Genomic DNA, 20,332 nt, shown 5'->3' with positions numbered 1-20,332 from the left:
GGCGGGCATAATTTGTTATTACTTTTCACCCGGAAAAGAGAGGAGAAACCAAACATGTGCGGAATCACCGGATTTATCGAATGGAACCGGAATTTGTCGACGGAATCGGAGCTCGAATTGGTCGTGTCGATGACTTCCTGCCTGGAAAAAAGAGGGCCCGACGCCCAGGGAACATGGATATCCGGCCCCGTGGCTTTCGGTCATCGGCGTCTTAGTGTCATGGATCCCGCGAACGGGGCCCAACCGATGATCATTCAGGAGAACGAGGCCACATATACCATTGTTTATAACGGAGAGATTTACAATGCTCCGGAACTGAAAAAGGAACTGCAAACCAGAGGCAAGACCTTCCGGACCCAATGCGATACGGAAGTGCTGCTGCAGGCTTATATGGAATGGGGGCCGGACTGCGTATACAGGCTAAACGGCATTTTCGCCTTTGCCGTATGGGATAGCGCGAGGGAGCATGTGTTTTTTGCGAGAGACCGGCTCGGCGTAAAGCCTTTGTTCTACAGCGAAGCCGGGGAGACGCTTATTTTCGCTTCCGAACCGAAGTCTATCCTGAAGCATCCCAAAGTGGAGGCCATTGTCGGACCGGAAGGACTTGCCGAAATTTTCGTGATCGGACCCGCGAGAACGCCGGGGCATGGGGTATATCGAAACATGAAGGAACTGCGGCCAGGCAGCGCGATGATTTTCAATCGCTCAGGGCTTCGATCCTACACCTACTGGAAGCTGGAAGCCGAGCCGCATCTTGACCCTGTCGACGAAACCGCCGCGGCGATCCGCCGGCTGCTGCAGGATACGATGGAGCGCCAGCTGCTTTCCGACGTTCCCGTATGCACCCTGCTGTCGGGCGGTCTCGATTCAAGCGCCCTTACCGCCCTGGCGGTCGATTATTACCGCAGGACCGGGCAGGGTCAGGTGCATACGTATTCGGTGGATTATACGGATAACGATAAGTATTTTCAGGAGCACAGCTACCAGCCGGGAGCGGACGCCCCCTGGATTAAACGGATGGTGGAGGAGCTCGGCACGGAGCATCACCCGATCACCTTTGACACGCCCGAGCTGATCGCCGCGCTCGAAGACTCGACCTTGGCCCGCGACTTGCCCGGAATGGCGGATGTCGACGCGTCACTATTGCTGTTTTGCCGGGAAATCAAAAAAGGAGCTACCGTCGCCATTTCAGGAGAAGCCGCGGACGAGGTGTTCGGCGGATACCCGTGGTTTCACCGGGAAGAGCTGCTGGGCTCAGGCACATTCCCTTGGTCGGTAGCCACCGGGCTTCGTGCCGGTCTGCTGTCCCCGGAAATTCGCGAGTGGATCACCCCCGAACAGTATGTGGCGGACCGATATAACGAAGCGCTGGGGGAAGTGCCCCATCTCAAAGGCGAAACGCCCGGAGAGGCGCGAATGAGAAACATGTCGTACTTGAACATCACGCGGTTCATGCCAACCCTGCTTGACCGCAAAGACCGGATGAGCATGGGGGCAGGGCTTGAAGTCCGCGTTCCTTATTGCGATCACCGGCTGGTCCAATATGTCTGGAATATCCCATGGGAAATCAAAACGACCGGCGGCAGGGAAAAAGGCATTTTGCGCAAAGCATTGGAAGGCGTTCTGCCTCATGATGTACTGTACCGCAAAAAAAGCCCTTATCCCAAAACGCATAATCCTGCCTATCTGGACGCCGTCAAAAACCGGATGCTCGACATCCTCGACAATCCGGCCTCGCCGATTCTTCCGCTAATCGATGCTGCCCGGATCCGTGAAATTGCAGCCTCCCCGGAATCGTCGTCCAACCTGCCCTGGTTTGGACAACTGATGTCCGGCCCGCAATTGTTCGCATATCTCACTCAGGTCAATTTCTGGCTTGAGACGTATAAGGTTGCGATTAGATGATTCGGATCGGAATGATTCCAACGCGCTAGCGGGAATTTCTCCAGCTATTTTTAATCAGCGAAAGGTTTTGCAATCAATAACAGGAAATCCTCCTGCTAAATAAACCGGATTGACTGCAAAGAGGGATCATTAACCAAAATAACGGGAGATTTTCCGGCTAATTATTGAAATATTGAATTTACTGCTTAATTATCGGGACATTTTCCCGTTAATACGACCCGACCCGACCCGCCTCAAATCCGGCATACACCAGCAAAAAAAGAACCTTGGTTCCCTCCGGAACCAAGGTTCTTTCTCTTTATAAACGAGCGGCCTGGCTCAGCTTGTCTGCAAGCTTCCGAAGCGCGGCGCCGCGATGGCTGATCGCCTGCTTTTCCTCCAGCGTCAGCTCGGCCATCGTTTTTTCGTATTCGGGCAAATAAAACAATGGGTCATAGCCGAATCCTCCGCCTCCGGCCGGCTCGGATGTGATCCAGCCTTCTACTTCACCGGAAGCCTCCGTGAACCGGCCCGTCGCCGGATCATACAAGGCGAGATGACAGACGAATCGCGCCGGGCTCAACAGCGGCTGCTGCGTATCCTCGCCCTGCCGGCGCTTTTCCAGCTCTGCCAGCAGCTTTTCGTTGTTGTCCTCGTCCGCCGCCCCTTCTCCGGCATATCTGGCCGAATACACGCCCGGATCCCCGTCCAATGCATCCACGCAAAGTCCGGAATCATCCGCCAGCACCGGTTGGCCGAGCAGATCGCCGGCGGTTTTGGCCTTTTTGCGGGCATTGTCGGCGAACGTTTCTCCATCTTCTACGATCTCGGGCACCTCGGGATAATCGTACATGCTTTTGACCGGTTTTCCGAGAAATTCCAGCGCATGGGCAAACTCGCGAACTTTGCCCTGATTTCGGGTAGCGACGATAATGACGGACTCTTTTGCCTGCATCATACGCTCGCTCCTGATTCACCATTCCGGATTTTAAGGGCGACCGGCCCCAACGCTTCGCGCTGCTGCTCGATCATTTCCCGGATTCCCTTCTCGGCAAGCTCAAGCAGTCCGTCCAGCTCTTGCCGTGAAAACGGCTTTTCTTCCCCGGTTCCCTGGATTTCCACGAATTGGCCCCGGCCGGTCATGACCACGTTCATGTCGACCTTGGCTTTGGAGTCTTCCTCATAATTGAGATCCAGCAGCTTCTGCTCCCCGACGACGCCTACGCTGACGGACGCCAGATAATCCGTAATCGGAAATACAGGGAGAGAATGCTTTACCGCCAGCTTGTTCACGGCAAAAGCGAGCGCAATGAACGCCCCCGTGATCGAGGTCGTCCGGGTTCCTCCGTCCGCCTGGATCACATCGCAATCGATCGTGATGGACCGTTCTCCAAGCGCCTGAAGATCGACGACCGAGCGGAGCGCCCGTCCGATCAGCCGTTGGATTTCCATCGTTCTGCCGCTGAGCTTGCCCCGGGCCGATTCGCGCTGGTTACGGGTCTGCGTCGCCCGCGGGAGCATCGAGTACTCGGCGGTTACCCAGCCTTTCCCCTGGCCTTTCATAAACATCGGAACCTTCTCCTCCACCGTGGCCGTACACAGCACCTTCGTGTCGCCAACCTCGATAAATACGGAGCCTTCCGCATATTTGTTTATGTCCACGGTCAATTTCATCGGCCGCCGCTCGTTCGCCTCACGCCCGTTTATTCTCATCATTACTGCCTCCTACGTTTCATGCTGTCTACATGCTTTCCCTATTCTACCAAAGTGTAGGCATAAAAGCATCTTTCCATTCATGGGAGTCACAGCGGAATTTCGTTGATCATCTCCGGCCGGAGCACCGGTTCGCCGTACTTCTGATTGTCCATGCCGATAACGTCCTTCTGCCCGTTAAGCCAGATCCGGACCTTTTTGTCCGGGGCGTTTTCCGTCACGGTAAGCACAAGCGATTGGAGCATTTGCGCAGGCGGTTTTTCGCCGGGCTCGAACATATCGTCTTCAATGGATACGGTAATGACCCCGTCCTCCGTTTGCTCCACCGATTTCACGACCGTATTGCCGGTAAGCACCTGTTCGAGACCGTCTCCTCGGGATGGCCCCTCGATCAACTCTCCCAGCGCCCCATGTACGGCATCCTTGTCGGCGGAAACAAACCGGGTCACCGGAACATAATATGGGACCCCATCCGGCGTAGAAGCCGAAAAGTACACCGTAACCGGGCGGGTTTGCGACGTCAGGTTGTCTCCCGGATCCAGGTTGATCCCGAAGGAGCGGCTAAGCGGACGATCCAACGGCGTCCCGTCTACCGGCATTTCATTAAGCTTGGCTCCATCCATCCATAGCTGAACGCTTTCGATTTCCGGATCTCCGAGAAGCGTCCAGGTCACGGCTTCAAGAATTTTCCGCTCATCGGCAGCTTGATAGCTCCCGAACGATTTGTTGAATTCCACGATCGCAAGCTTCTCGTCTTTTTTCAACGTTACCGCTTCGACCTCCGTTCCTTCCGGAAGCACACCGTCAAATCCGGCCGGAACCGCTGAGCCGTAAGGCCCCCCGACCACCAACATCTCAAGCATGCGGGTTAGTTTCGTCTCCGCCTCCCCTTTCGGCAAATGCAGCGAAACCGGGGCCAACCAGCCTTGCTCGTTTTTCAGATACACGGTCGTCAATGCTTCCTCCGTCTGCAGGCTTGTCTGGCTTTCTGATTCCAGGGACTGCAGCATTTGGAGCTCCGTCTCCCCGGGGGGCGGATCGATTTGCGTTGGCGCGCCCGCCCCGAGCAGACTGCAGCCCGACAACAACAGCGGGATCGCAAGCGCCCCCGAAACGGCTGTATTACGTAATCGAAGATTCCATCTCATCACCGGATATCCTCCTAAACCTAGTCTTGGGTTCTGTCCAAAAGATGACTTTTTGAACAACCTCTATTAAGATGTATACGAGCCCCCTTTTCGAAAAATAACTATATTTTTGAGCAAGGTGGACAAACTGCATCATAGCTGGAAGCTATGTTTGAGGAGTAGGTGACGGAGAATGGAAATGGAACAACGGAAAGCGAAAGCGCCATATAGCCTGAACAGTAAAAAGGTGGCGGAGGCCACGAAATTCTGGATGGAAAAACGGGGCATCAAGCTCGAGGAAATTGCGGAATTGGTTTTGCTGCTGCAGAAAAAATACTACCCGAATTTGACGATGGAAGAATGCGTGCACAATGTGGAGCAGGTACTGAGCAAGCGGGAAGTCCAAAACGCGGTGCTTACCGGTATCCAGCTCGACATTCTCGCGGAACAGGAACTGCTTATTCCGGAATTGCAGGATATGATTTCAAATGATGAAGGATTATACGGGGTCGATGAGATACTGGCCTTTTCCATCGTAAATGTGTATGGGAGCATCGGTTTTACCAACTACGGTTATATCGATAAGCTGAAGCCCGGCGTGCTGGAACGGCTGAACGACAAAACGCTCGGACCGTGCAACACGTTCCTGGACGATATCGTCGGGGCGGTCGCCGCTTCCGCAGCCAGCCGCATCGCGCACCGCAAACAGACGGAGCGGGAGCTCGAGCAAGGCGAAGATACGATTGGCAAGGACATCGTTCGCTAAAAACAAATGATGCAAAAAAGGGCTGTCCCGAACCGGTTTGCCGACTGGGGGGACGAGCCCTTTTTCGTTAGGTATCAGCGTTTGCGAAACAGTACCTCCGCTTCGCCCGCCGCGGGAATCATTTCGGCCGCATTCCGGCGGACCAATTCGTACAAATGCGCCAGCGCCTCCGACATGGCGAACCGCATCTGGTGAATGCCGAGCTCCGTGCCGAAAAGCGCCTTACAGACGTCAAAACCGCTCTGATCGCGCTCCGCGAGAAGGGCTTCGATTTTGGCGAGCCGCTCTTCATGATGGAGGATAAGGGCTTTTGCCCGCTCCGTAAAATGCGTGAAAGGATTCCGATGGCCCGGGAACGCTTTGTTCACCTCGTATTTTTCCAGCCTGGCCAGCGATTCGATGAAGGACTGAAGCGGCTGGGGATCACTGCCCGGAAGCAAGCTGACATTCGGTGAAATTTGCGGCAGGATCGCATCCCCGCAAAGCATGATTTTACGTGAAGGATCATAAAAGGACAGATGTCCAGGCGCATGCCCGTAAGTCTCTACCGCCGTCCAACCGTGTCCGCCCATGGATATGATGTCGCCGTCGGTAAGATAGTTTACGTCGGGCGCGGGCGTTACCTGGGAAACGAAGCTCTCCATATGGGCGGGAAGCTGTCCGTACCAGGAGCCGGGCATCCCATGCTTACGGAAAAGGTCTAGCAATTCGCCGTTTACGTTACTGCCTTCGCCCCACATCCGGATTGTCTCTTCATGGGCTCTGCGCGACATGTATACCCGGGCGCCGGTCATCGATTGTAAATACCCGGCAAGCCCATAATGGTCCGGATGGTGATGCGTCAGCACAATCTTTTTGATATCCCGCGCGGGAGAAATCCCAAGCTCTTCCCAGGCTGCTCGCCATTCGGCTTCGGTGACGTCCGTTCTCGGCCCCGGATCCACCAGCGTTACGCCTTCGCCGTCCCGCAGAAGGTAGCCGTTGACCCAGCGGAGCGGCGGAGCCATGGAAATCCGGACCCGGATTAGTTCCTCCTCGGCGTATACTTCAATCTCCGGCCTGCTCATGCGCTCACCCGCCCTACCATAATCATCCGCGGGGATTGATCGGGATCAAACTCCCCCTCGTCGTAATCCCCGTGAACGTGATCCAGCGTCAGGCCCGCTTCACTCAGCATCGCCGCAAAGTCCTCGCGCTCGTAGAGCTTGATCCGTTCCATATATTTTCTGGGATTGTCCGGGGAAGCGTCCCGACCGTCCATCGAAGTGATGGTGATCCATTTTTTGACGTAGCCCTCTTCGATGGCTCGCCTTTCGGAAATCAGCTGGCCCTCAGCCGTCCGTTCCGAAGCCGGAACCAAATGGTCCGCGATGTATCTTGGATTGAGATAATCGATAATGAACCGGCCGTCCGGCTTCAGCACCCGGGCAATTTCTTTCAGTACCCGGACATGCTCTTCATCCCGCTCAAAATAGCCGAAGGAGCTGAACAGATTCACGACCGCGTCAAAGCCGCCCTCGAGCGGCAAATCCCGCATATCCGCCCGGAGCCAGGTTACCTTGCCTTCCGGGTCGTTCTTCTTCGCCTCCCGGAGCAAAACCGGAGAAAGATCGACGCCGGTGACCTCAAATCCCGCTTCATGCAACGCCATGGAATGCCGGCCCATGCCGCAGCAAAGATCAAGTACTTTCGCTCCTTGCCCAAGCCCGAGCCAGGCGATCATTTTATGTACTTCCCGCTTTGCACCTTGTATGTCCCGGTGCTTATACACCAGCAAATAATCCTCGCCGAAGCTTTCTTCGTACCATTCCGCCAACCTTTTCTCCTCCCGTCCATAACCATGCTTCGCTGTCTATTTGATCTATAGCTTTCATTGTACCTCCTGACCCCCTCCGAAACAAAGGACAAAAATCAAAAAAGACCGCCCGGAACAGAATCTGTTCGGAGCGGCCAACATGCCTATTTTTGTCCGGTTAAACGCGGGAAATCGTAAATTCGAAAGAAAGGTCACCGGAAGGATCGATGACATATTCGTCCAGGACGGGAGCCCCCCAGCTGTCGTCCCCGCCGACGCCCATCTGGCGTCCGGCAATCGTAAGCACGGTATAATGCACGTTCGGCAGTTCATGATGATGGCTCGCCTGTTCCAGCTCAAAAGCCGTATACGGCGAAATGTTCGCCTCCACCGGCGCGGACGGGGACGCGGATACCGTAAGCCCCTGCCCCAAGGCATTCGTTATCGTCACGCGGCGAACCCCGGTACGATTGCCGGATTCCTGCGGCACCGGATAATCTGAGACGTTGTCCGCCGCACGATTCCGGAAACATCCCAATCTGGCGCCATGACGGCGGTCGATATAATTCTCCTCCGGCCCCATCGCATACCAATCCAAATTTGAATAATCGGCCGGCATCTTCAAGGACAGTGCGAAAATAGGCAGTTTCGGCAGCCCGGAAGTCCCGAAATATCTGGCCTTCACCCGGATGATGCCATTCGCAAGCACCGTATAAGTTACAGCAACCCGCACTTTTTCGGAAATGTTGAGTCCGTAGGTATAAGTAACCGCGGCAAAGTCCCTGCCTTGCTCCAGTTCCCAGCCGATCAGCCGCCGCGACAGGCTTGCGGCATACCAGGCCGCGGAGGAGAACGGAAGCCCCGCTCCTTTGTCGTTATCGGTCATGGCTCGCCAAAACAACGGAGCCGGAGGCGCGGCGATCATTTCCCGGCCCGAATAGTTTACCGAAATCAAGGTACCGGCCTGCTTCGAGAACAGAATCGAAAAATCCAGCCCGTGCATGCCGATGTTCACATCCCCCTCGACCACGCGGAATTGCCGGATCTCCGCTTCCGAAATTGCCCATTGCGGCTCCCCTTCATCTTCCACCAGGAACGCGACCTGCCCGAAAGCCGTTTCATAACCGGCCTCGGCCCAAAGCGTATCTTCCTTCAACACGAGGGAGGCGTCCACCGTGTATTCTCCCGGCCGGTCTTCAGTTTCGGGGAGCTCAAGCCTAATATAACGCTCCTCCCCGGGACCAACCCGCATGTCGGACAATGTACCCCGGCAAACCTCTGCTCCCTCATGCTTCAGACTATAAACGAGTTCGTATTTCTCCGTCCCGATAAACAAATTCTCGTTGCGGATCAAGACGCCGTTGCGGTCCGGCAGCAGTTTGACGTTTTGGTAAAGATATTTCACTTCCTGCATCTTCGGCGACCAACGACGGTCAGCGTACACAATCCCGTTTCCGGAAAAGTTATAGTCCGTGGACCGGTCGTCGAAATCCCCGCCATAAGCCAGAAACTCTTTACCGTAACGGTCTTTTTTCACCAGCACCTGGTCCATGTAGTCCCAAATGAAACCTCCCTGGTACATCGGATATTTGCCTTCCAGCTCCGTGTATTTGTGCAATCCCCCGACGGAGTTGCCCATTGCGTGCATATACTCGCAGCTGATGTAAGGCTTGGGCGGATCGTTGTTCAAATACGCCTCGATATCCGCGGCCTTGGCGTACATCCGGCTCTCCATATCGCTCGCGGCATCGTAATCGCGGTTATGGAATACCCCTTCGTAATGGACCAGACGCGTCGGATCCTTCTTACGGAAGTAATTCGCCACATCGACGATTACCTCGCCGGCATAGGATTCATTGCCGCAAGACCAGATCAGGACGGATGGATGGTTCTTGTCGCGTTCGACCATGGAGATGGCCCGGTCCATAACGATGTCCCGCCATTCCGGCAAATTGCCGGGAATGTTCCAGGAGGGCTCGACCGCCCCCATTTTCTGCCAGGAACCATGGGTTTCCAAATTCATTTCATCGATAACGTATATGCCGTATTCATCGCACAGTTCGTACCAAAGCGTCTGGTTCGGGTAATGTGAGGTCCGTACCGCATTAATGTTCGCCCGCTTCAGCGTCCGGATGTCCCATAGCATATCCTCTTTGGTGATGCTCCGCCCGCGTCGCGGATTGAATTCATGGCGGTTCACGCCCTTGAAAACGACCCGTTTTCCGTTCAGATGCATGATATTGCCGATCATTTCAAATTTGCGAAACCCGACGCGCTGCGGTACGACTTCGGTCAGCAGGCCCGATGCGTCATAAACGGAAACGTAAAGGGTGTATAAATTCGGTTCCTCAGCACTCCATAGACGGACTCTCCCGGTTGCCAGCTCAAACTGTACCAGGCTGCCAGAGACCGGAGTCTCGCCCTGAGCCACGGAGGCTCCCGACGGATCTCTCAGCACATAGGCTACTTTGGATGCCGGCCCGCCTTCAAGCTGAAGCTCGGCCTTCAACGTGCCTTGCTCGTAGCTCTCGTCCAACTCCGTGCGGACAAAAAGATCCCGTAGATGCACCGACGGCACGGTATACAGATAAACGTCGCGGAAAATGCCCGAGAACCGCCAGAAGTCCTGGTCCTCCAGCCAGCTTCCGGTGCTTCGCTGATACACCTCGACCGCCAGCTTGTTATCTCCCTCGGCGAGAAAAGGGGTCAAGTCGAATTCCGTCGGAGTGAAGCTGTCTTCGCCATATCCGACGAACTCTCCGTTCAGCCAAACGAAAAAGGCGGTTTCCACACCCTGAAAGGAGATATGCACGGGCTGATTTCTCCATGCCGGCGGGACCGAGAAATGCTTGACATAGCTTCCCACAGGGTTATGCTCCTCCGAAACTGCCGGAGGCCGAAGAAGCTCGTACCCGTCCCAAGGATACATCGTATTCACATACTGCGGGCGTCCGTACCCCTGAAGCTGAATATGTCCCGGCACTTCAATCGAGTCCCAGCCTGCACAGGAAATCTCAGGCTTATAAAAATCGGCTTGGCGCTGCCGGGGATTATTGGCGTAACTGAACTTCCAGCTACCGTTCAGGCTGTGCCGAAGCTTCATTTCGCCGTATCGCTCCGCCTCCGCCATCGATTCGTAATAGCGATGGTCCGAATGGGCCGGTACCCGGCCTACGGCAAATACGCTGACATCCGACAGCCATTCGGTAGAAGGCTGTATGGGCGCGGACTTCTGGTTCATCTCGTGCATCCCCCATCCATAAGTGGTATTAGAATAATTCATTCATATCCATTCATATCATTATTTCACGGAACCTGTCATCCCCGCGACGAATTGCTTTTGCATGACGAAGAAGACGATGGCCGTCGGCAGCGTGGTGATGACGATCGCGGACATGATCAGGCCGTAGTCCGGTGCATACCCGGAGCCCAGGTTAGAGATCAGCAAAGGTACGGTCATGCTCTCCGGGGATTGCAGCACGATGAGCGGCCATAGATAATTGTTCCAGTTGCTCAAAAAGGTGATGATCGCTGCGGCCGCGTAAGTCGATTTCATCGTCGGCATATAGATGCGGAAGAACAAGCCCAGCTCGGACAGGCCGTCGATCCGCCCGGCCTCCATCATATCCTTGGGGAACATCTTCGTGCTCTGCCGGAAAAAGAAAATGAGAAACGCGGTCGTAAATGTCGGCAAAATGACGGAAGCCGCCGTATCGATGCCGAGAAAAGGCACGACGGAAGACAGCTTGGCAAACATCCGGAACAGCGGTATCATGATCGCGGCAAACGGAATCATCATGGAAGCGAGCAGAATGTTGAACACGATGTCCTTGCTGCGGCTGCGGTACATTTCAAATCCGTAGCCCGCAGCGGAAGCGACCAGCAGGGCCAGCACGGTCGTCACGATCGAAATCTTCGCGGAATTCCAAAGCGCTCCCCACATATCCACGGTACCGAACAGATTTTTTAAATTTACCATTAAATGCGACCCGGGGATCAGCGTTCCTTTTGTCACTTCAACGGAAGGATTCGTTGCGCTGACCACCATCCAGATAAACGGAAAGACCGAGATCAGGGCGGTGATTCCCAGGAAGAGATACGTAAATCCGCGTTTGGTCCGGTTCATCGCTTATCGCCTCCAATCTTGTTCTGCAGCATCGTTAAAATGACCACCATCAAAACGATCGAATAGGAAACGGTGGCGGCATAGCCAAAATCCGGCGTGTATTCAAAAGAAAGGTTGTAAATATACTGGGAAATCGACATGGTCGCATTGCCCGGACCGCCTTTGGTAATGTTGACCACCTCGTCAAACAACTGCAGCGTTCCGATTGTCGATGTGATTGTCGTAAACAAAATAATCGGCTTCAAGAGCGGAATCGTAATTCTGAAAAATTGGGTAACCGCTCCAGCCCCATCGATTCTTGCAGCTTCATATACGGATTTATCAATATTTTGCAAGGAAGACAAATAAAAAATCATGTTGTAGCCTGTAAACCGCCAGGTGATCGCTATGATAATCGTCGCTTTGGCCCAAAAGGGATCGGTGATCCACTGGATCGGATCTGGAATGAGCTGCAGGTTAAGCAATGATTTGTTGACGATGCCGTCGGGACCGAACATGTATTTAAAGACGACCGAGTAAGCGACCAGCGATGTCACGGTGGGCAAAAAGATCGCTGTGCGGAAAAAGCCTTTGAACTTCAGCCGGTCGTCATTGAGCAGGACGGCGATGATTATCGCGAGCACCAGCATGATCGGGACCTGCACGATTAAATAAAGGAATGTATTTTTTACAGCCGTAATGAAATTTGCATCACTGAACAGCCGGATATAATTGTCAAAGCCTACGAAACTCAGATTGCTGCCTTTTCCGGATTTCAGGGATAAGATAAAGGCTTGAACCATCGGATAAAAATAAAAAACGCTGATCATAAGGATCGGAATCAGAACGAACATCCATCCCGTCAAGCTCATCCGCCTCTGTGCATGATAGCGGCTGCGACGCCGCGGGTTGATTTCGGCACTGACCGTTTTCACATCGCTCCACACCCTTCTATGTTTAACGTCTTCCTTCGTATCATCGGAGGATGGCTCCCCCCCGCCCTTCCCCGTGCGTGGCGGAAATGTCCGCAATCCGCAAGGAGAAGGACGGCAGAGAAGTCGATTCAAAGGTTCGTTACCGAATTTGGGTATCCGCCTGCGCTTGAGCGTCTTTCAACACGGTGTCCAGATCCTTGCCGCCCAGGTAGTTCTGCATGGCCACAACCATAATGTCCTCGATCGCGTACGTGTTCATGCCGTAATTGACATTCGGAATTTGTTCGGTCCAAGCCGCAAAATCGGAAACCACTTTTTGCCCCTGGAAAAATTCGTCCGCCGCCGCGTAAGCTTCACCGCTTGCCGCTGCCTTCAGCGTACCGATGACCCCGATTTTCGAGTTCAGCGTCTGATACATTTCCACGTTGGAGGCGAAGGTTTTTGCCAAGAATTCGGCTGCGGCCTCTTTGCCGTCCATGTTCACCACGTACCAGGAGCTGCCGCCCAAGTTGGACGCATTTACGGAACCTTGCGTCTCGGCAAGCTTCGGAAGCGGAGCGACCGCCCACTTGCCCGATTGGGAAGCCTCGGCTTTAACGGAAGGCGTAATCCAGTTCCCCGTCGGTACCGTGGCGACCTCGCCGCTGTTTATAAACCCGACGAATTGGCTCCAGTCGGAGTTTATCTTCACGATGCCCGCGTCCATCATTTCTTTGTAAAGCGCGAACGCCTCCTTCAACGCCGCGTTATCCGCAATCGTAGGCTTCTGCCCGTCTTCCGCCGTATACCAGGCGCCTGCGGACTGAATCATCATCCGGATCAATCCCAAGTCGTTCGGATCCAGCGTAATCATGCTTTTGCCGGTTTTCTCTTTCACGGCCTTGCCGATTTCAATGTATCTCTTCCAATCGATATTCTGGAGATCTTCCAGCTTGTGGCCCGCTTGCTCCAGATAATCCGTCCTCACGTACATCCCGGTTACCCCCGAGTCGAACGGAACGCCGTATTGCTTGCCGTCCACGCTGGTAGGCCCGATCTTGTAGTCCGCGAAATCCGCGGCTTTCACGACATCCGTCAGTTCATGGAAGGCGTCGGGGTAGGCCTGCAAAAAGCTTTGCGCACGATAGTCCTCGATCAGCACGATGTTGGGAAGCCCTTTGGTGGAGCCGGAATTGAGCCCCGTATTGAGCTTTTGAACGATATCCGCCTGAGCGTTCTCTACGATGTTGATTTTTACGTCAGGATTGATTTTCGCGTACGTTTCTTTGGCTACGTTCATCGCGGCGATATTAAACGCCGGGTCCCAGGCCCATACGGTAATTTCCTTCGTTTTCGAAGCGGCATCTTCGCCTCCCGAGCCCGAATCTTTGGCTCCCGAGGAGCAGGCGGACAATACAACGGCACTGGCTAACAGAATGGAGAGTAACTTTTTCAATGCATAAACCCCCTTCATGTTCGTTGAATAAAAACAAAATGGAAGCGCTTCCTCAATACGCTTCCATCTTAGCACTTTTGTATCCGCTTTCTTTGGCACTATCTTTGTTCACTTTTGTGCTTTTCTTGGGTCCTGCTGTAGTGGCGGTCCCGCCTGCTGGCACTATCTTTGTATTTTTGTAAATATTTTAGATTTTAATTAACGGCAGCGTAATGGTGACCGTGGTTCCTTCGCCCGGCCTACCCGCAATGTTTACTCCATAGTCTTCGCCATACAGATATTTTATACGCTCGTCCACGTTCCGGATGCCGATGCCTGAAAACAACTGCCGCTTTCTCTTCGGCGCGGGCAACGGCTCGTCCACGGCCTCCGGATTTTCCAAGTCCATCCCATCCCCGTTGTCCGCCACTTCGCAAACCAGGCGATCCTCTTGAACGGCAATCATAATGATGATGCTTCCCTCTTCTTTTTGATTGAAGGCGTGAAAAAATGAATTCTCTATGAAAGGCTGAAGGACCAGCTTGGGCATGTGATAGTCGAGGCTTTCCGGCTCCGCATAGTAATGGACCCGGATCTTCTCGCCATATCGCACATGATTGATGAAAACATAATGCTTCAGCGTCTCGAGTTCCTGCCGGACCGGAATGGTGGATTCTACATCGCTGATCGTATTTTGGAGCAGGGAGATCAGCGCGTTGATCGTATCGGCCGCCCTCTCCTTATGGCCCTGCCGCACCAGAAACTTGATCGATGCCAGCGTATTGTACAGAAAATGCGGGTTGATTTGCATCTGCAGCGCCGCCAGCTCCGCGTTTCTTTGCTGCTTTTGGGTTTCCACCAGCCGGCTGACGTAATCATTCAATTCATCAAGCATAAAATTAAATGCATTTCCAAGCTCCCTGACCTCATAGCCGCTGGCGGCTACGTCGATGCGCCGATCGAAACCGTGCATCGGCACACCCGACATTTCTTCTACCAGCAAGCGTAGTGACCTGGTCATCTTGCGGGTGATCAGGAAGACGATGACCAGGGAAATGGCCACTATCGCCAGGGTCGTGAGGAACACGGCTTTTGCGTTCACCATTTGTCCGATCGCCGCCTGCTTATCGATCAGATTCACCAGGTAAAAACGGAACTCCGGCAGATACTCGGAAAGCACGACCACTTCGTTCCCGTTGACCCAAGCCGTCTCTCCGTATTCGCTTCCGTCGGCGGCCGGCTTCTCGGACGCCTTCTTCAACAGTCCCCGATCCTCCAATCCGATCAGGTCTTCACGATTGCTTGAAACGATGAGCCCTTCTTCGTTCAACAAAAGGACGTCATTTCCTTCGCTCGTAAAGTTGGCGTAAAACGGCTGGAAGCTCCGGTCGTGAATCGCAACGTACATCACCCCGTAAACGCTTCCATTCGACGGTTCGTACAGCGCCTTCGTCGCCACGAGAACAGGAGCATCGGGATCTTCCTTTCCCGCATCATCCCGGTATAGCTGGTACATGATTTGTTTGGGATTCTCCTTCGTAATTCTCGTAATGGGATGATTTTTAAGGTCTTCGGCGGTTACCGGCCAATACCAGGGATTCGTGGTGTAGCTCCTGCCGTTAATCCCGACGATCATGATGCCCACATCGTAAGCGCTGAAATTGGAGCGGATGGTTTTCATCCCCTGCGTCATATTGTACGTCTTTATAGCCAAATCCACGGCATCCGTCTCCCCTCCGGACAAATAACTGCGGATCGCCGCGTTTTGCGCCATCATCGTAGCACTGGTCGCGACGGCACTGTTGTAGGTCTCCAGATTCGATTTCATCTGGTTCAGCAGTTTTCCGTTCGTGATGCTGAACGTTCGAATAAACAGCTTTTCCGACATATTGATCGTAATCGTCAATGTAAGAAGCGAAACCGTTACGATACTGACGAGCGTCACCAAAAACAGCTTCGGGAACATGCCTTGTTTCTTTAATTGATCCGACCATCGTTTCATCATGGTTTGCGCATCTCCGCCGCATAATGACGCCGATACCGGCTGGGCGACATCCCGGTCAGCTTTTTGAATACCTTCGTAAAATAGCTTTGATCCGAATATCCCACGCCTTCGCTGATTTCAGAAATAGCGTCATCCGTCATCAACAGTCGCTCTATCGCTTTTTCCATACGAATGCGGTTCAAATATTCATTAAATCCTTCCTGGTTATGCAAAGCAAAGCTGCTCGATAAGTAGGAGGCGTTAAAATGAAAATGCTTGGCAACCTCCGTCAAAGTGATCGGCTCGGCGTAATGCTCATGGATGTATTCCAGCAGGCTCGCCATGTTCGAGTTCGCCTGATGCGGCTGGTCGGCGACGATGGCCCCGGCTTCCTCCAAAAATTGCTCGACCACGGAGATCGTGTCGGTAGCGTACGCCGCTTCATCGATTGCCCGGAAATAATCGTATTTGGCCTTCTCCAGGCGGGAGATTTCGAACTTCATTTTTCCGAGCGTCGTCGTTACATTGAATATGAAATTGCCGAGCAATGACTTAAATTCAAAAATATCCGCGGTGTAGTCTTTTGCCTGCTGGGTCATATAGGCCCGAAAGTCGGCGAACGCCTTGGCAAACTGTCTCGTTCTCAGCTTTTCCGTCAGATCCCCCATATCGAACCCGGCGGAGGCCGCCGGCCTGATCGGCAGACGATCGTGCTCTAGAACGATGCGATCGGGCAAATAAAAGCCGTAACGAACCAGCTTCAAATAATGCTCCCGGTAAATTTCGCCAAGCCGAAAAAAATCCGTGAAGCTTTGACTGATCAAAAAACGGGCGCCCCGCTCCGTTTGCATCACGAGATCCTCTGCGACCCGCCGAAGGGCTAGCAGTAGTTCCTCTCCCTCTGCAGGTTCAACATTCAAAAGATACAGCACCTCTTCCGGAGCCTGTTTCAGATTTAGCGCGACGGTATTGCCTGCGTCAAGCCGCCCCATTCTTGTTTCCAGCTCGGCAACAAACCGCTTCCGCGCCTCTTTATTTTTCACATTCTTCATCTCTGATCCAAAAAGGATAAACCGCTCAAACGGAAACTTCACGCGAACCCGTTCCGGGTCCAAGTCCGTCCCGTAGCCGGTCAACAGCTTCTCTACGGCTTGATCCAGCCATCCGTTCTCTGACGTATCTTCCGCCGCTGCTTCATGCAAAGCCGCCATCTTGACCGTCGTCCGGTTCAGAACCGCCAGGAGAGCATCCGCTTCAAGCTTCGGCTTCAGGATATAATCTGCCACCCCGCTCTGAAAGGTGGAGCGGACATAATCGAACTCGCTAAAGCTGCTGAGGACGATCACTTCAATTTCCGGATAGCGCTCCTTCACGATTCTGACGAACTCCTCGCCGCCCATGACCGGCATCACGATGTCCGTCAAAATCAGATGCGGTCTAGCCTCACGGACTAAATCAAGCGCTTCCAATCCGTTGGATGCTTCGCCGACGATCCGATATCCTTCCTTCTCCCAGTTCAAAAGATGCTTGATACCCTGTCTGACCAGGAGCTCGTCGTCGACAATGATCACTCTCCATACCGATCCCATGTTCATGCCCCCTTTGAACAACGTTTTCCCTCAAATAATATCACTGACATTTCGCACGCACCATTGGAACTTTTCAGGGAAAGACAAAAATCCCGAACAGATAAGGCTCTATTCGGGCTTTTGCTAAAAGCATATTTTTCTTATTCAGCCTTTGCGGCTCCACTCTCCGGTTGATCCGTCAAGGTGTTCGTGATCTTCGCTTTGCTGCGGACATCCTGGAGCCAGGTGCCCGTCAGCTCGGACACTTTTTGGGAGACCAATTGTTTTTTGATCTCGTCCTTCTTCTCTTCCAGTGTTGCCGAGTGTGCCTCTTTACGGTCGGTTACTTTGATGACTTCATATCCTTGGCTGGTCTTCACCGCGCTGCTGATTTCGCCTTTCGCCAGCTTGAAGGCCGCTTCTTCAACCGCTTCCTCCTGCTCGCCCCGGGCAAAGAAGTCCAGATCTCCGCCGTTCGCCTTCGTATATTCGTCCAGCGATTTGCTCTTGGCCAGTTCGGCGAAATCTTGCCCTGCATTCAGCTCTTTGATGATTTCGTTGGCTTCCGCTTCGGTTTTAACCAGGATGACGGAAGCACGGACTTGTTCCGGCGTATCGAAAGACGCCTTGTTTTCATCAAACGTCTTCTTGATATCTTCATCCGTCACCTTCACTTGCGGTTCCAGGAGCTTGGTCAACAAACCGTTCATTTGAATGTTCTCGCGCAGTTGCTCCATCGACATTCCGTTTGCCGCAAGCGCCTGATCCAAGTTTTCGGCGGAACCGAATTGCGTGATGTAGTCTTGGATTTCCTTATCGATATCGGCTTCCGTAAAAGCAACTTGACTCTTATCCGCTTCCTGGAAAATCAATTCCTTGGTGATCAGCGTATCCAGAGCGGCTTCGCCACCGCCGGCCTTCGACACTTCTTCATAAAGTTGATCCTTGGTGATTTCCTTTCCGTTGACGGTCGCTACCGCTTCCGCCTTGTTCGAGGCAAACGGCGGTTTGATCAGCACAACCACCAGCAAAATGGCAAGTACCGCGGAAACGATCGGCCAAACGAGGTTGCGGGATTTCCCTCCGCCTCCGCCTCCGTCTCCGTCTCCCGAATGGGCAGATGGATTCTCGCCAATCGGCGTCATGAGCGCAAGCGCCTCACCTTCTTGGAGATTCGGAATGATCCCGTCGTTGTCCGTATCTTTTTGTGTATCTTCTTCTGTATCCTCAACAGGGGCTTGTCCGGCTTCCGCCGCTCCTTCCCCGGTTACCGTTTCCTGTTCAGCCGGTTCCTGCTGATCCTCCGGTTCCCGTGTTGAGTCCAAACCCTTGTTTTCCTTTTCGTCCATTATTCGAATGACTCCCTTCCTTATCTCGCTTTCTCTTCTTCTATTTGACAATAACAGAATTATTCCCTTCTTACCTTAATGAAATATAAAAAAACCTCAAATAATTTTAAGTTTATTTTAATGTGGTGTAAAATAATGGGGAGAATAAGTTCGGGAGGAACTGACCACATGGATTATCAAACCTATTTTCAAAACAACAGAGAAGCTCATTTGAAAGAATTAGGCGAACTGCTTGCGATACCCAGTATCTCCGCTTTGTCGGAGCATAAACAAGATGTATTGAAAGCGGCCGAATGGATTGCCGATTCCCTGCGCCGTGCAGGAATGGAGAACGTCGAGATTCATCCGACAAACGGACACCCCGTCGTCTACGCCGAGCATTTGCATGCCCCCGGAAAACCGACGGTCCTGGTGTACGGCCATTATGACGTGCAGCCGGTCGATCCGCTCGAATTGTGGGAATCGCCGCCGTTCGAGGCGACCATCCGGGACAACAAGCTGTATGCCCGCGGGGCGACCGATGACAAAGGACAAGTGTTCATGCATATTAAGGCCGTCGAGGCTATCTTGAAAGAGGAAAAAGAGCTTCCGGTCAACATCAAGTTCTGCATCGAAGGCGAGGAAGAAATCACAAGCCCGAATCTCCCGTCCTTCCTGGAATCCCATCAGGACAAACTGGCGGCCGACGTCGTCCTGATCTCGGACACCGCGCTGCTCGCGCCGGGCAAGCCGGCCATTTGCATCGGGCTTCGCGGCTTGTGCGCCATGGAGGTGTCCGTATATACCGCCAATACGGATCTTCACTCGGGTACCTATGGCGGAGGAGTTCCGAACGCGCTGCATGCGCTCGTCTCCCTGCTTGCTTCCCTTCATGATGAACAGGGACGCGTTGCGGTCGAAGGCTTTTACAAAGGCGTTCCCGACCTGACTCCGGAGCTGCGCGAAGAATTCGTCAAGCAGCAGTTTGATGAGGAACAACTGAAGAAGACGCTGGCGTTGACGGATCTTTATGGGGAGGAAGGTTATTCCTTCGTAGAGCGGACCGGCGCGCGTCCGACGCTCGAATTGAATGGCGTGTACGGCGGATTCCAGGGAGAAGGCACCAAAACGGTACTCCCGAAGGAAGCCCACGCCAAAATCACCTGCCGTTTGGTCGGTGACCAAGACCCGCAGGATATCATCGACAAAATCGATAAGCATCTTCGCGAAAATCTGCAAAAGGGCGCTACCATCCAAGTGAAGGCGACCGAGAAAGCCCGGGCGTTCACGATCGATCCTTCCGAGCCGATGCTGCAAAAAGCGGCCGACGCCTACGAGCGCGTATACGGAACCCGCGCCTTGTTTACGAAGGACGGAGGCTCCATTCCGATCGTGGAAACTTTATCCCGCGTCCTGTCGGCTCCGTCCGTCATGATGGGCTTCGGGCTGCCGGACGAAAACCTGCATGCGCCGAACGAACACTTCAATTTGGAGAATTTCGACAAAGGGCTGCTCACGATTGTGGAGTATCTGAAATCGCTGTAGGCCGGCTGTAACTTCAACTTTTCAACTTCTAGAGTATTGGGTATAGGGGAGAGCCTTCCCCCGTACCCATTTTTTCTGCCGTTCTGCCTTCTGCTTGGATGCGCCTTCTGCTTCTGTCTCGGTTCCATGGATTCGAGCGTTGACCATTCGGATGGACACATCAATACT

15 protein-coding genes are annotated in these 20,332 nt (G+C 53.5%); 3 read left to right on the top strand and 12 right to left on the bottom strand.

Annotated features, from left to right (window positions below; translation table 11 throughout):
• Window positions 1-54 precede the first annotated feature (54 nt).
• Window positions 55-1,905, top strand: coding sequence for an asparagine synthase (glutamine-hydrolyzing) (gene asnB, locus ACSFXJ_RS06445; RefSeq protein WP_435924374.1), 1,851 nt, complete (start codon window positions 55-57; stop codon window positions 1,903-1,905).
• Window positions 1,906-2,203: 298 nt separating this feature from the next.
• On the opposite strand, the gene ACSFXJ_RS06440 is transcribed toward asnB, so the two are convergent.
• From ACSFXJ_RS06440 to ACSFXJ_RS06430, 3 genes are all read right to left on the bottom strand, one after another.
• Window positions 2,204-2,839: an XTP/dITP diphosphatase gene (locus tag ACSFXJ_RS06440; protein ID WP_435925693.1), complete on the bottom strand. Its 636-nt coding sequence runs from the start codon at window positions 2,837-2,839 to the stop codon at window positions 2,204-2,206.
• Window positions 2,839-3,600, bottom strand: coding sequence for a ribonuclease PH (rph, locus tag ACSFXJ_RS06435; RefSeq protein ID WP_435924373.1), 762 nt, complete (start codon window positions 3,598-3,600; stop codon window positions 2,839-2,841). The genes ACSFXJ_RS06440 and rph overlap by 1 nt, the downstream gene beginning before the upstream one ends.
• A gap of 86 nt (window positions 3,601-3,686) precedes the next feature.
• Window positions 3,687-4,745 (bottom strand): GerMN domain-containing protein, encoded by a 1,059-nt coding sequence (locus tag ACSFXJ_RS06430; RefSeq protein ID WP_435925692.1) that lies wholly within the window; start codon window positions 4,743-4,745, stop codon window positions 3,687-3,689.
• A gap of 172 nt (window positions 4,746-4,917) precedes the next feature.
• On the opposite strand from ACSFXJ_RS06430, the gene ACSFXJ_RS06425 reads away from it, so the two are divergent.
• A complete protein-coding gene (locus ACSFXJ_RS06425; protein WP_435924372.1) occupies window positions 4,918-5,490 on the top strand; it encodes a phosphatidylglycerophosphatase A family protein in 573 nt (190 codons plus the stop codon).
• A gap of 74 nt (window positions 5,491-5,564) precedes the next feature.
• Here the strand turns inward: ACSFXJ_RS06425 and ACSFXJ_RS06420 are convergent, their stop codons facing one another.
• From ACSFXJ_RS06420 to ACSFXJ_RS06380, 9 genes are all read right to left on the bottom strand, one after another.
• Entirely contained in the window at window positions 5,565-6,557 is a 993-nt protein-coding gene (locus ACSFXJ_RS06420; RefSeq protein ID WP_435924371.1) for an MBL fold metallo-hydrolase, read from the bottom strand.
• Window positions 6,554-7,306: a class I SAM-dependent methyltransferase gene (locus tag ACSFXJ_RS06415; RefSeq protein ID WP_435924370.1), complete on the bottom strand. Its 753-nt coding sequence runs from the start codon at window positions 7,304-7,306 to the stop codon at window positions 6,554-6,556. Before ACSFXJ_RS06415 ends, ACSFXJ_RS06420 begins: the two co-directional genes overlap by 4 nt.
• 157 nt (window positions 7,307-7,463) lie before the next feature.
• Window positions 7,464-10,526: a glycoside hydrolase family 2 TIM barrel-domain containing protein gene (locus tag ACSFXJ_RS06410; protein WP_435924369.1), complete on the bottom strand. Its 3,063-nt coding sequence runs from the start codon at window positions 10,524-10,526 to the stop codon at window positions 7,464-7,466.
• A 60-nt stretch (window positions 10,527-10,586) separates the two neighbouring features.
• Entirely contained in the window at window positions 10,587-11,411 is an 825-nt protein-coding gene (locus tag ACSFXJ_RS06405; protein WP_435924368.1) for a carbohydrate ABC transporter permease, read from the bottom strand.
• Window positions 11,408-12,262 carry a carbohydrate ABC transporter permease gene (locus ACSFXJ_RS06400; protein ID WP_435925691.1) on the bottom strand — a complete coding sequence of 285 codons (855 nt, stop codon included), beginning with the start codon at window positions 12,260-12,262 and terminating at the stop codon, window positions 11,408-11,410. The genes ACSFXJ_RS06405 and ACSFXJ_RS06400 overlap by 4 nt, the downstream gene beginning before the upstream one ends.
• Before the next feature lie 202 nt (window positions 12,263-12,464).
• Entirely contained in the window at window positions 12,465-13,760 is a 1,296-nt protein-coding gene (locus ACSFXJ_RS06395; protein WP_435924367.1) for an ABC transporter substrate-binding protein, read from the bottom strand.
• A 187-nt stretch (window positions 13,761-13,947) separates the two neighbouring features.
• Window positions 13,948-15,741, bottom strand: coding sequence for a sensor histidine kinase (locus ACSFXJ_RS06390; RefSeq protein ID WP_435925690.1), 1,794 nt, complete (start codon window positions 15,739-15,741; stop codon window positions 13,948-13,950).
• Window positions 15,741-17,312: a response regulator transcription factor gene (locus ACSFXJ_RS06385; RefSeq protein WP_435924366.1), complete on the bottom strand. Its 1,572-nt coding sequence runs from the start codon at window positions 17,310-17,312 to the stop codon at window positions 15,741-15,743. Before ACSFXJ_RS06385 ends, ACSFXJ_RS06390 begins: the two co-directional genes overlap by 1 nt.
• A gap of 140 nt (window positions 17,313-17,452) precedes the next feature.
• Window positions 17,453-18,640, bottom strand: a complete 1,188-nt coding sequence (locus ACSFXJ_RS06380; RefSeq protein WP_435924365.1) for a peptidylprolyl isomerase — start codon at window positions 18,638-18,640, stop codon at window positions 17,453-17,455.
• A 168-nt stretch (window positions 18,641-18,808) separates the two neighbouring features.
• Between ACSFXJ_RS06380 and ACSFXJ_RS06375 the strand changes: the two genes are divergently transcribed.
• Complete coding sequence (locus ACSFXJ_RS06375; RefSeq protein WP_435924364.1) at window positions 18,809-20,164, top strand: dipeptidase; 1,356 nt, start codon at window positions 18,809-18,811, stop codon at window positions 20,162-20,164.
• Window positions 20,165-20,332: the final 168 nt, after the last annotated feature.

Origin of the sequence: Paenibacillus salivarius (genome assembly GCF_051307165.1) — a bacterium.
In the GTDB taxonomy this organism is placed as follows: Bacteria; Bacillota; Bacilli; order Paenibacillales; family Paenibacillaceae; genus Fontibacillus.
Note: the sequence above shows the minus strand (reverse complement) of the source record. Positions and strands in the feature narration are given on the sequence as shown.